The following is a 12,143-nucleotide window of genomic DNA, read 5'->3' on the forward strand; positions in this document are numbered from 1 at the left end:
GCTCACCGGGGCGGTATCGCCCCTACTTGACGGCGATGACGTCGACGGGACGAATGTCGGGATCCCTGGCGAGCAGTTCGGGTCCGACCGTGCCCAGTGCCTGGGGGATGGCTCCGGTCAGGTGCGCCTGCCGGCCTTCCTCGTTCTCGAACGTGTCGAAGATGCCGTACGTCGTGTCGCTGACTTTGAACGCGTACCAGGTGACGGTGCCCTGTTCTTCCGCCGCCAGGGCGCGTCCCTGCTCGAGGAACGCGGCCAGGTCTTCACCCTTGCCCGGCTTGGCCTCGAGCAGTGCCAGTATTCCTCTGTCGATCGTCATGATGTCTCCTCCTCGGTCGATGTACGACTTCGTTCAACTCCGACGCTATGGGCGTCGAGCGGCATGCGGGGCGGCGGAAGCGCCACCTTTGTTACCGTTTCCGTCATGAGAGTCGCGGTGCTCGCCGTGGACGGCATGTTCGATTCGGGTCTGAGCGTCATGCTCGACGTCCTGGCGACGGCCGATGCCCTGCGTGACGACGCGGAGGCGGGCGACCAGGCGTTCACCGTCATCCCCGTCGCGGTCGGACCATCGGTCCGCACCGGTCACGGACTCGTGCTGGCCACCGCCCCACTGACGGCGATCGCCGAGCCGCCCGACGTCCTCGTCATGCCCGCCCTCGGGGTGAAGACGCCGGATCGGATCGTCGACGTGGTGCGCGGGCATCCCGCCCTCGACTGGGTCGCGGAGGGGCGCAGTTCCGGCGCCGCCCTCGCCGCGGCGTGCAGCGGCACGTTCTTCCTCGGCGAGGCCGGGGTGCTCGACGGATTGACCGCGACGACGAGTTGGTGGCTCGGGCCGGCGTTCCGCGCCCGCTATGCCCGCGTCGACCTCGACGAGCGGCGCACCCTCATCCACGACGACCGGGTGACGACGGCTGGGGCGGCGTTCGCGCACATCGATCTCGCGCTGGCGATCGTCCAGCAGCACAGCCCGGCGCTGGCAGATCTCGTCGCCCGGTACCTCCTGATCGGCGACCGCCCCTCGCAGGCGATCTTCGCGGTGCCGTCCCTGCTCGCCACCGCCGATCCGACGATGACCGCCTTCGAACGGTGGATTCGCGATCACCTCGCGGAACCGTTGCCCATCAACTCGGTCGCGCACGCGATCGGGGTGAGTGAACGAACGCTGCAACGCACCACCGCCGCAGTGCTGGGCATGTCGCCGGTGGAGTTCGTTCAGGAGATCCGACTCGACCAGGCGACATTCCTCCTACGCACGACGCAGCAGAGCGTCGACACGATCGCGTCCGCTGTCGGCTACCAGAACTCGGCCACACTGCGCGCGTTGATTCGCCGTCGGCGTCACACGAGCACAACCGAGATCCGCCGTGGCAACGCGTCATTCGGCCACGAACACCGGCGGAGCGGACGGGGAGCGCGGCCCGGCCGATAGTTCGCACTGGCGCCGGACGGACTCGGGCGGGACGATCGAGGGTGACGAACGGAGAGGAGCATCGTGAACCGAAATCAGCCGTTCGTGTGTGAGATGGCCTTCCACATCGTCCACCTGCACCGAGCGGGGGAGACGGACAAGGCGCTGAACCTGCGAAAGCAGCCGCAGGGCATGACCGTCGACGACGAACAACTTCACCGCGCCGTCGCGCAGATCTACGGTCTGCCCGACCAGTCGAACGAGGCGATGGAGGAATGGGTGCGCTCCCAGTACCTGGCCGACGGTCGCGACAAGGGCTACCTGTCCGACGACGACGCGTCGGCGCCTCTGTGGCTTCTCGCCGGCAAGGCGCACACCCACTACGGCGACCTGAAACCGCAGGCGAGCTGAGGGCCTCGCGCTCTGCTATTCGGCACGGGCCGCGACGAGGGCGGCGAGACCGTCGAAGATCCGGGCCAGGCCGAATTCCAGCGCGTCGTCCTGCCCGGAGGTGGAACCGGCCGACGTGAACGCGGCCCTCACCTCGGGGTAGCGGTCGGCGTGGTCGGCGAGGATTCCCGTCATGATCGCGTTCAGGGATTTCTCGGGTGTGTCGGTTTCGGCGCCGGGGGCCGTCGTCTGCTGAACGAGGCTGCGCACGTGTCCGGTGATCAGGACCACCGCGTCCAGGCGTTCCCCGCCGTCGAGTCCCGTGTCGCGCAGTGCGTCGAGGCCGGTTTCGAGCCAGTCCAGTTCGTTCGGGCCCAGCACGCGTGGACCGACGGCGACGTCCACCACCCACGGATGCCGCCGGAGGCCCGCCCACATCCGGAGGGCCCACTCGTGGAGCGCAGCGCGCCAGCCGCCGTCGATCCCGGACAGGTCGGGCGCGGGTCCCAGAGCGGCATCGAGCATGAGGGCGGTCAACTCGGCCTTGCCGGGGGTGTAGCGGTAGAGGGACATCTTGGTGAACCCGAGGTCTTCGGCGAGGCGCTGCATCGACAGTGTGGCGAGGCCCTCGGCATCCGCCATCGAGATCGCGGTGGCGACGATCTGCTCGAGGCTCAGCGCGGGCTTCGGACCCCGCTTCGGTCTCTCCGACGACCCCCACAGCAGCTCGGCGGTACGGGGCTGGGTGACCATCTGCGCTCCTCTGGCCGACTCTTGATCCGGAATAGTGTCTACCATACACTGAATTGTGTCCATCAGACACAATTAATCCGTTGGAGGCTCCCATGCCGAACAGAACCGTCCTGATCTCGGGTGCAAGCATCGCCGGGCCGGCCCTGGCGTTCTGGCTCGGTCGGTGCGGATACGCCGTCACCGTCGTCGAGCGGGCGCCCGACCTTCGGCTCGGCGGCCAGGCCGTCGACTTCAAGGGGGAGGTTCACCGAAAAGTCCTGGAGAGGATGGGAATTCTCGACGACGTGCTCGACAGGCAGACCGGAAAGACCGACCTCCTGATCGTCGACGAACGCGACAGGCACCTGGCGACCATCCCGGGGGAATTCGTCGGCGGAGACGTCGAGATCCTGCGGGGCGACCTCACCGAGATCCTCTACCGACGCACCGCGGATTCGTGCGAGTACCTCTTCGGTGATTCCGTCGCCGCACTGGTCGACACGGAGTCGGGTGTCGAGGTCACATTCGAGAAGTCGGACGCACGCCGCTTCGACCTGGTGTTCGGCGCCGACGGCATTCACTCGGCCGTCCGCCGCCACCGGTTCGGGCCGGAGGACGAGTTCGTTCGATTCCTCGGGTACTACTACGCCGTCGTCGGGACCACGGGTTCGGCGAGTGACGCCTCGCCGGACCGGGAACGCGGGACGGGACTGATGTACAACGAGCCGGGTCGGATGGCCGTCGTCGGCGGACCGAAGGCTCCGGAATTGTTCGTCTTCGCCTCCGACCGGATCGAGTACGACCGCGGCGACGTCACCCAGCAGAAACGAATGCTGACCACCGTGTATGCCGATGCGGGGTGGCGCGTGCCCCGGCTGCTCGCGCACCTGGACGACGCGCCCGACTTCTACCTCGACTCGATCGCGAGGGTCGAGACCGATACCTACACCGCCGGCCGCGTGGCCCTGGTCGGCGACGCCGCGTACGGAAACACGCTGGGTGGCTTCGGGACCGGACTCGCCCTCGTGGGTGCGTATGTACTGGCGGGTGAACTCGCCGCCGCCGACGGCGACCACCGCGTGGCATTCGGACGCTACAACGAGCAGATGCTCGGGTACGCGAAGATCGCCCGCAGGGGCAGCGCCGGACCGTTTCTGGCGCCGAAGTCGGCTATTCGAATCAGGCGGCGCAACTGGACGTTCAAGTCCAAGACTCTGTTCGGCCTGATGATGAAGCTGACCGATTCCTTCGCTACCGACATCGATCTGCAGGACTACCCTGCGCTGCGATCAGCCGGGTGTGCCGGCGATGTTGACCATCCATGAAATGCCGAACTTGTCTGTACAGGCGCCGAATTCGTCTCCCCACATCTGCTTCTCCAGGGGCACGGACACGGATCCGCCGTCGGCGAGCTCGGCCCAGTAGCCGCGGAGTTCGTCGCCGTCGTCTCCGCTCAGGCTCACCGCGATATTGGTCCCCGGGTTGTGTTCCATACCGGGCGGGGTGTCTGCACCCATGAGCGTGTAGCCGTTGTCCGACTCGAGCATGGCGTGCATGATCTTGTCGGCGCCCTCGCCTTCCGGCGCACCGTATTCACCGAACGTGTTCAACGCGAGGGTGCCGCCGAAGACTTCCTTGTAGAACTCCATTGCCTGCCGCGCGTTGCCGTCGAAGCTGATGTAGGGGTTGAGACGAGAGGTCATGGGACATGCTCCTTCTTCGTGCCGGAACCGACAGCAACGACGGTACAACGACCGGCCGACACGATGTGGGGAACGGACGGCCGAGGCGGATCAGTGCGTCGAGACCGTCGCGAACGCCGCCCACAGCACCGGTGAGTGCTCGATCGTCCGCTCGTCCCGCCAGGTGGCCACCCGGTCGCGTTGCCAGTCGCAGAGCGCGCCGACCGCGTCGGGCAGTTCGTGCGCCGCGTCGATCGAGCAGATGGCGTCCTGCAGAGGACACGAGGATGTTGCGGCGCCGGCGATGCGCTGGAACGCGAGGTCGGTGGGCAGCGCCCAGCGGCTGGCCGTGACGAGTTCCGCCCCGCCGGCGATCATCGCGGAGACCAATCCGAGTGCCTCGCTGAACCGCAGGTCGCCACCGCTCTCGCAGGCGATGAGTGCGACCCGGCTCGGGATCGGCCACAACTCCGTGCCGCGGATCGGCTCGGCCGTGAGCGTGTGCGTGCCCAGCAGCAGGTCCTTCGCGGACAACGGCCGGTGGGCACGGGTCGGCTCCGCGAACCCGACGGAGTCCGCGGCGCAGGCGAGGTGTAGTTCGGCGTGCTCGCTCTGACCGGATTCGGGTGCCGCCGCGGTGACATGTCCGACGTACACCAGGCGGCCCGCACCTTCACGCAACGCTGCGCCGAGCCACTCCCGGTCCACGTCTTCGCGGCGGAAACAGTCCGTCGGTCCGTCGACGGCGGGGAGCAGCCGGCCCTCCCCGGCGTAGGTCGCGACCCGCTGCGACAGCGGACTGTCCGCGGCCATCCGCCCCAGGACCGAGCCGAGCGCCGAATCCGCGCGGAAGCCCGGAACCCTGGGGTCGAGCACCGCGACGACGGGGAGTTGTCGGGTGTGCGTCCAGGCTCGGACCGGTCGGCCGGGCGAGTGGACGATGCTGAGCGGAGCCAGCAGGCTGACGTCCGCGATGTCGACGAGACGCAGCCCGGCGTCGGGTGCGATCAGTTCCCACGGCACCTGCGCGACGCGGGGCGACGGCTGGATCCGGAGGTGGGGGCGCACACCGCGGGTGAACAGCTCGTGCAATTGCTGCGCGAGACCGAACGGGAGGAATGTGCGCGAAAGGAGCTGAGCCAGATCGTGCTCCGACTCGTAAGCGGAGAAACCGCCCGCCGTCAGCGCGTGGTGCAGCCCCTGCGGATCCGTGAGGTCGGGCAGGGCCCGGGCCAACGTAGCGAGGGCTTCGTCCACCTGCACGGCGGGTGCGACGCCGACACCGCCGGGATGAGAATCGTGGGTCCACCGCCACGACGTGTACAGATCGCCGGCGTCGGCCATCCGGACGATCGCGGTCGGCGGGTGAGACAGGTCAGTCGGCACCGTCCCAGCATCCCTTACCCACCCGGGCGGTGGTGTGCGTACCGGGCACCCGGGTCGATCCGAAAGCCGAAAGCCGTGCCTGCACGGATGCAGGCACGGCTCGTCGACCTCGGCCGAGCTATCCGACCGTTGCGGCGGTGGAATCCTCGGCGGGTACGCCCGTCCGGATGAGCCGATCGAACGCGCTCAGCGCTGCCGTTGCTCCGGCACCGGCGGCGATCACGATCTGCTTGTACGGCACGGTCGTGCAGTCGCCGGCAGCGAACACGCCGGGCACCGACGTCTGGCCGCGGTCGTCGATCGCGATCTCGCCGCGATCGGACAACTCGACGGACCCGGCCAGCCACTCGGTGTTGGGCAGGAGGCCGATCTGGACGAAGACACCCTCGATGTCGAGCGTGTGCGAGGTATCGGTCGTGCGGTCCTGGTAGGTCAGGCCGGTGACCTTGTTACCGTCCCCGAGGACCTCCGTCGTGAGCGTGCTCAGGAGGATGTCCGCGTTCGGGAGGCTGCGCAGCTTGCGCTGCAACACGTCGTCGGCGCGGAGCACCGAGTCGAACTCGACGAGCGTGACGTGCTCGACGATTCCCGCGAGGTCGATTGCGGCCTCGACGCCGGAGTTACCGCCACCGATCACGGCGACGCGCTTGCCCTTGAACAGCGGTCCGTCGCAGTGCGGGCAGTAGGTCACACCCTTGTTCCGGTACGTGTCCTCGCCGGGCACGTTCATCGAACGCCACCGCGCACCCGTCGACAGGATCACGGTGCGCGCGAGAAGAGAAGCACCGCTTTCCAGTTCGATCTCGACGAGACCGTTCTCGGTGGCGGCCGGCACGAGCTTCGCGGCACGCTGCGTGTTCATGATGTCGACGCCGTACTGACGGACGTGATTCTCGAGCGCCGACCCGAACTGGGGTCCCTCGGTGTAAGGGACGGAGATGAAGTTCTCGATCGCCATGGTGTCGAGCACCTGACCGCCGAAGCGTTCAGCGGCGATTCCGGTGCGAATTCCCTTGCGCGCGGCATATACCGCGGCCGCGGCACCGGACGGGCCACCTCCGACGACGAGCACGTCGAAGGGATCCTTCTGCGCGATCGCGGCGGCGGCTCGGTCTGCGGCGCCGACGTCGAGCTTGCCGGCGATTTCCTCCAGGCTCATCCGGCCGGAGCCGAAGAGTTCGCCGTTGAGGAAGACCGTCGGGACTGCCATGATCTGGCGGCCGTCGACCTCGTCCTGGAACAGGGCGCCGTCGATCGCGACGTGGCTGATGCGCGGATTGAGCACGCACATCAGATTCAGGGCCTGCACCACGTCGGGGCAGTTCTGGCAGGACAGCGAGAAGTAGGTCTCGAAGTGGAAGTCGCCGTCGAGGTCACGGACCTGCTCGAGCAGTTCGGGGGCCTCCTTCGACGGGTGGCCGCCGATCTGGAGCAAAGCGAGTGCGAGCGAGGTGAACTCGTGGCCGAGCGGGATGCCGGCGAAGCGGACCTCGATGTCGGTGCCGCTGCGGCGGACCGCGAACGACGGGCGTCTCGTGTCGTCGTCGCGGCGTTCGTAGGTGATCTTTTCCGACATCGCCGCGATCTGGGTGAGCAGTTCGGCGAGTTCGACCGACTTGGGTCCGTCGTCGAGTGAGGACACGAGCTCGATCGGCAGGGTCAGCTTTTCGAGCAGGGACTTCAGTTGGCCGGCAAGCGAGGCTTCGAGCATGAGGATCTACTCCATCGATCGGGAGGACAAGGGATCGGAAACCGGAAATTCTGGTTCAGGTGGTCCGGAAGGTGTTGGTGCGACACCGATTGCCCCCACGGGAGCTGAGCACCGGGAACCGCCCGCACGGGCTCAGGAAACCTGAGCCCGTGCCTGCGGTACGACTGGGCTGCGTCAGATCTTGCCGACGAGATCGAGCGACGGCGCGAGGGTCTCTTCGCCCTCTTCCCACTTGGCCGGGCAGACCTCGCCCGGGTGCGACCGGACATACTGAGCGGCCTTGACCTTGCGAACCAGCTCAGCGGCATTGCGCCCGATGCCTTCTGCGGTGACCTCGGTGAACTGGATGACACCGTCGGGGTCGACGAGGAAGGTGCCGCGGTCGGCCAATCCCTCGTTCTCGCGGAGGACCTCGAAGTTCTTGCTGATCTCCTGGGTCGGGTCACCGATCATGGCGTACTTGATCTTGCCGATGGTGTCGGACGATCCGTGCCATGCCTTGTGCGTGAAGTGCGTGTCGGTGGACACCGAGAAGACCTCGACGCCGAGGCGCTGCAGTTCCTCGTGGTGGTCGGCGAGGTCGCCGAGTTCCGTCGGGCAGACGAAGGTGAAGTCGGCCGGGTAGAAGTAGAAGACCGCCCACTTGTCCTTGATGTCGTCCGCGGACACGGTGATGAACGCGCCGTCCTTGAAAGCGTTCGCGGCGAAGGGCTTGATCTGCGTGTTGATCAGGGCCATTGAAACCTCTATTCGGTGGATACGGGGAAGCCGACAGCGACGAGGCTATCCAGCACATTGGAATAGGTCCAATCTATGAGACCTATTCCATAGATTGGGTGGGGCTATCAATAGTCGCCGAATCGGCAGCGCTGCAGGTCAGTGCCGCACTCCACCCGCACGGCCCGGGGTGGTCGCCGGACGTGCGGTGTGACGACCGTGACACCCATCGCCCCGAAACTCCTCGTAGGGAATGGAACCAGACTTTGCCGCTGCAGCTCGTGCCGATGAAGTCCGGAATCTCGCGCGGTTGTACATCGCGCGGTTTTACCCTGGTACGCGAGACGTGAAAGGCGGATGAGTGATGCTGCTGCAGAACCGCACCACGATCGTCCACGGGGGCAGTGGCGCCGTCGGCTCCGCGGTCGCTCGGGCGTACGCGCGGGAAGGCGCTGAGGTGCACCTCACCGGACGCACGCGGGCCACGCTCGAGGATGTCGCCCACAGCATCAGGGGAGAGGGCGGGATTGCGCACGTCGCCGTTCTCGATGCGGTGGACCGGGACGCGGTTGAGCGGCATGCCGCGGCGGTGGCGGACCAGAGCGGCGGCATCGACGTCTGCTTCAACGCCACCTTCAACGACGACATCCAAGGCACGCCGCTCGTCGACATGGGGGTCGGCGACGTCATGCAGCCAGTCGCCAAGGCGGTCACGACGAGCTTCACTGTGGCCACGGCCGCTGCGCGCCACATGGTGGAACGCGGCACCGGCGTCATCCTCGTCATGGCTGGCGGACGGGAGGCGATCCCGAACCTCGGTGGCTCCCACGTCGCGTGGGCCGCACTCGCCGGCCTGTGCCGACAGTTGGCCGCTGAGCTCGGGCCGCAGGGTGTCCGCGTCGCCTGGCTACTGTCGCCGGGCTCCCCGAAACCGGACGAGCCCGACCCGGACGCCACCCGTCTGCTGCTGCCACGGCGCCCGAGCTACGCCGATGTCGCGAACGCGGCCGTCTTCGCCGCGTCCGACTGGGCCATGACGATGACCGCGACCGAGATCAACCTCACCGGGGGCGCTGTCGTCGACTGACCCGGTGCGCGATAGGCGCTCCTCCGCCACTTGGTACCTGGGCGGGCTAGTTGATGCGTGGTCCCCGGACGCGTTCGCGGATGCGCGGCGGGAAGGGTTCGCCATTGTTGTATTTGCGTTCGAGGATGGCGAGGTAGTGGGCGAGGGCTTCGTCGACGAGGTTGGGCCAACTGTTGGGGGCGCCGGCGATGTGGCCGATGGCGGCGACGGCATTCTTGCCATTTTCGACCTTGGCGCGGTTGATGGAGACGGATTCCTGCTTCTTGTCTGCGGGGACCCGTGTGGTGGTCTTCCTTTCCTCGCCGAGGGCCACCGGCCCCGGTTGGAGTTCGGCGATGGTGACTGCTTCTTGTGCGAGGTCCACGCCCTGTTCGACGAGGTTCGGCAGTCGTGGCTTGCGGCGTTCGAGGGGGTTGTTGGCGAGTCCGGGTTTACGTGTCACGTTCGTCAGAAGGTCCTTGCGACGAGTTCTCGAGTACGCCCCGTCCTGGTGGGCGCCTGTGCGGGGCTGGGGGCGTCGTTCGAGGGGGTTGTTGGCGAGTCCGGGCTTACGTGTCGCGGTCATCGGAGGTCCCTTTCGACGAGTTCTTGGGCGGCGTCGCGGTAGGCGCGGGCTGCGGAGGAGGACGGTGCCCACCTGACGACGGGTTCTTCGGCGCTGTAGCTTTCGCTGACGCGGACGGACTTCGGGATGATGGTGCGCATCGTCTGGTCGGGGTAGGTCTCGTGGAGCGCGGCGAGGACCTGCTGGTCGATGACCTGGCCGAGTTCGACGCGGCCGCACAGAATGTGATTGAGCCGTGCAGTGGGGTTGAGCAGCTCGACCTGCTGGGTGATGTAGTTTTCGATCCGCATGAGCGCTTCGAGTTCCATGGCTCCCGTCATGACAGCGGCGAGCACTTCCGTGCAGGCGACGAGTGCGCTGATGGTCAGGTGGTCGAAGTCTCCGGGGCAGTCGAGGAGGTTGAAGTCGACGTCGGGGGCGCTGGCGAGGGCCTTGCGCAGGATGCCGTGTGCACCGGGCTTCTTGAGGAAGTAGGGCCCGACGGAATCGAGTTCCTTGGTGGCAGGCACGAGGTGGATCCCGGACGCGGTGATGGTGGTGGCGTCTTCGATGCTCGCCACCAGCATGAGTACCGACAAGACATCGTTGTCGACGGCTTCGGGCGTGGCGCCGAGCCAGGTCGTGGCGTTGCATTGTGGGTCGAGGTCGATGACGCGGACGGTGTAGCCGGCTTCGACGAGGGCTTGGGCGAGGTTGACCGTGCTCGTGGTTTTGGTGGAGCCGCCTTTATGGTTGACCACTGCGATGGTGCGGGTCATGTGGGCCTGTCCCTTCGTGAAAATATAGTGACGTAGCTCAAGATACTTAATTTGGTCGAGGTCCGCGGACGAGCCGCCGATATGAGCCGGGAGATCCTCGCCGAGTGTGTGAGCCCCGACCTTCCGCTGTATATGCGCTGACGCCGATCCAGGTCGGTACCGGATCTGGCACAACGCCGATCGGCGACCGGTCACCACGCAGGCACCACCCGGCTGTCCCGGACCGCGCGTCGATAGCGTTCCTCGGCGACCGCGATCGCGGTGCCCAGCACAATCCGTCCATCCGGCGTGACGACGAGCCGCGGAGGAAGTGGCACCGGCAGACCGGCGCCGGCTGCGACCCCGGCCAGTGCGGCGCCGAGCAAAAACGAACCCTCGGTGCCGGTCGCGCCCGCCGGGGGAAGGTCCGGCAACTGCAGAGGCAGCCGCGCCGGCGCGCTGTGCCCGGCCCGGCCGACGTCCACCGTCGTCCCCGCGCATTGCGCTTCGACGAGATCGGCCACCAGGCGCGCATCACCCGACGCGTAGGCGAGGCGGAACGCCAAGTGAATCGCCGGATTTGCGATCTCGCGGTTCCACTGCTCGCGCTGACGCCCGTTCGGGAGTGTGCACCGCACGGCGTCGATGGCGATCGCCGCGGGCACCGCGAGCGCGGTGGCTCGTGCCCGCACCGCGCTGTCAGGGGTGTCGGACGCCGCGAGCGCGGATTCGAGCAGGGCTGCATGCCAGAAGTCGACCTGCGCGCAGTGCAGCCCGAGCCCCAGCCCGCAGTACGTGTCGAACGCGGCGGCGAGCAGCTCCTCTCCGTCGTCGGGTCGCCCTTCACCGAAGGCGACGGTGGCGAGGCGGGTCTCGACGTCCGCGACGTCGAGTACCGCTCCGGAACTCCGGAAGTAGTCGAGGCTGCGGCGATAGAGTGTCGACGCGCGTTCGGTGTCGCCCCGCCCCTCGGCGAGAAAGGCCAGCACCTTCGATCCGATTCCCGCCCGGTGACCGATCCCGGCGCGCTCGAAATACGTCTCGCTCGACAGCAGCAGCGGTTCCGCGTCGTCGAACCGCCCCGAGCGGACGTGCATGATGCCCAGGTTCTGCTGTGTTTCGGCGATCGCGTGGATGTCGCCCGCGGTCTCGAACGCGTCGAGCGCCTGGCAGGCGAAGTCGTCGGAGAGGTCGAAGCGCCCGGTCTCGAAGTGGATGGCGGCCAGGTTCATGAGCGGGTGGCCCGCCAGCGCGGAGGCGAAACGCACTGCCGCGTCGAGGGACTCGGTGGCGATGTCGGCCGCGTGCGCCCACTGCTGCCGGTGCATCGCGACCGCGGTCAGTGACAGCAGGCACGCGACCCGCAGGTCGCCCTGATCGTCGGCTGCCGCGAGCAGTCCCCGCGCCTGCTCGAGCGCGTCCTGCGCACCGTCGAGGTCGCCGATGTGCTGCAATGCCTGCGACAGGTTGACCAGCGCCGCGGGACGCATCCGGATCGCGTCGGCCGGCATCACCGCGAGGGCTTCCCGGTAGAGGTCGACGGCCCTCGTGTGATCGCCCAGCTCGTCGGACATGCTGGCCGCGTTGATGATCGCGCTCGTCCGCAGCTCACCGGTGGTCGAGCGGGCGACCCGCTCGAATGTCCGGAGTGCCTCGGCGACCTCTCCGCGGGAGTACGCTGCCGCGCCGGCCGCGAGGAGGTCGCGCGCCATCTGATCTCCC

Annotated in this window: 13 protein-coding genes; 4 read left to right on the forward strand and 9 right to left on the reverse strand. The window is 67.5% G+C overall.

Annotated features, from left to right (window positions below; genetic code table 11):
• Positions 1 to 22: 22 nt before the first annotated feature.
• Positions 23 to 319 carry a putative quinol monooxygenase gene (locus tag CJ177_RS24015; RefSeq protein ID WP_095868766.1) on the reverse strand — a complete coding sequence of 99 codons (297 nt, stop codon included), beginning with the start codon at positions 317 to 319 and terminating at the stop codon, positions 23 to 25.
• 105 nt (positions 320 to 424) lie between these two features.
• On the opposite strand from CJ177_RS24015, the gene CJ177_RS24020 reads away from it, so the two are divergent.
• Together CJ177_RS24020 and CJ177_RS24025 are read left to right on the forward strand one after the other, a co-directional pair.
• The gene (locus CJ177_RS24020; protein WP_179443271.1) at positions 425 to 1,435 is read left to right on the forward strand and encodes a GlxA family transcriptional regulator; all 1,011 of its coding nucleotides are present in this window, start codon (positions 425 to 427) and stop codon (positions 1,433 to 1,435) included.
• A gap of 63 nt (positions 1,436 to 1,498) precedes the next feature.
• On the forward strand, positions 1,499 to 1,825 hold the full coding sequence (locus tag CJ177_RS24025) for a hypothetical protein (protein ID WP_005250053.1): 327 nt from the start codon (positions 1,499 to 1,501) through the stop codon (positions 1,823 to 1,825).
• A gap of 15 nt (positions 1,826 to 1,840) precedes the next feature.
• Here the strand turns inward: CJ177_RS24025 and CJ177_RS24030 are convergent, their stop codons facing one another.
• Entirely contained in the window at positions 1,841 to 2,557 is a 717-nt protein-coding gene (locus CJ177_RS24030) for a TetR/AcrR family transcriptional regulator (RefSeq protein WP_025433500.1), read from the reverse strand.
• Between the two features lie 92 nt (positions 2,558 to 2,649).
• Here CJ177_RS24030 and CJ177_RS24035 point away from each other — a divergent pair, with 92 nt between their 5' ends.
• Positions 2,650 to 3,861 carry an FAD-dependent monooxygenase gene (locus tag CJ177_RS24035; protein WP_095868768.1) on the forward strand — a complete coding sequence of 404 codons (1,212 nt, stop codon included), beginning with the start codon at positions 2,650 to 2,652 and terminating at the stop codon, positions 3,859 to 3,861.
• On the opposite strand, the gene CJ177_RS24040 is transcribed toward CJ177_RS24035, so the two are convergent.
• The 4 genes from CJ177_RS24040 to ahpC form a co-directional block, all read right to left on the reverse strand.
• Positions 3,826 to 4,239, reverse strand: coding sequence for a VOC family protein (locus CJ177_RS24040; RefSeq protein WP_005250056.1), 414 nt, complete (start codon positions 4,237 to 4,239; stop codon positions 3,826 to 3,828). The two genes, CJ177_RS24035 and CJ177_RS24040, sit on opposite strands and share 36 nt — an antisense overlap.
• A gap of 90 nt (positions 4,240 to 4,329) precedes the next feature.
• A complete protein-coding gene (locus CJ177_RS24045; RefSeq protein WP_095868769.1) occupies positions 4,330 to 5,604 on the reverse strand; it encodes a CHAT domain-containing protein in 1,275 nt (424 codons plus the stop codon).
• A 118-nt stretch (positions 5,605 to 5,722) separates the two neighbouring features.
• A complete protein-coding gene (gene ahpF, locus CJ177_RS24050) occupies positions 5,723 to 7,315 on the reverse strand; it encodes an alkyl hydroperoxide reductase subunit F (RefSeq protein WP_095868770.1) in 1,593 nt (530 codons plus the stop codon).
• 174 nt (positions 7,316 to 7,489) lie between these two features.
• Entirely contained in the window at positions 7,490 to 8,053 is a 564-nt protein-coding gene (gene ahpC / locus CJ177_RS24055) for an alkyl hydroperoxide reductase subunit C (protein ID WP_005250059.1), read from the reverse strand.
• Positions 8,054 to 8,396: 343 nt separating this feature from the next.
• Here ahpC and CJ177_RS24060 point away from each other — a divergent pair, with 343 nt between their 5' ends.
• Entirely contained in the window at positions 8,397 to 9,119 is a 723-nt protein-coding gene (locus CJ177_RS24060) for an SDR family NAD(P)-dependent oxidoreductase (protein WP_095868771.1), read from the forward strand.
• Positions 9,120 to 9,165: 46 nt separating this feature from the next.
• On the opposite strand, the gene CJ177_RS24065 is transcribed toward CJ177_RS24060, so the two are convergent.
• From CJ177_RS24065 to CJ177_RS24075, 3 genes are all read right to left on the reverse strand, one after another.
• A complete protein-coding gene (locus tag CJ177_RS24065; RefSeq protein ID WP_025433498.1) occupies positions 9,166 to 9,684 on the reverse strand; it encodes a hypothetical protein in 519 nt (172 codons plus the stop codon).
• The gene (locus CJ177_RS24070; protein WP_005250062.1) at positions 9,681 to 10,442 is read right to left on the reverse strand and encodes a ParA family protein; all 762 of its coding nucleotides are present in this window, start codon (positions 10,440 to 10,442) and stop codon (positions 9,681 to 9,683) included. Before CJ177_RS24070 ends, CJ177_RS24065 begins: the two co-directional genes overlap by 4 nt.
• A 191-nt stretch (positions 10,443 to 10,633) precedes the next feature.
• Complete coding sequence (locus CJ177_RS24075) at positions 10,634 to 12,133, reverse strand: lipopolysaccharide assembly protein LapB (RefSeq protein ID WP_005250063.1); 1,500 nt, start codon at positions 12,131 to 12,133, stop codon at positions 10,634 to 10,636.
• Positions 12,134 to 12,143 lie beyond the last annotated feature (10 nt).

Source organism: Rhodococcus sp. ACPA1, from assembly GCF_002300195.1.
In the GTDB taxonomy this organism is placed as follows: domain Bacteria; phylum Actinomycetota; class Actinomycetes; order Mycobacteriales; family Mycobacteriaceae; genus Rhodococcus_F; species Rhodococcus_F opacus.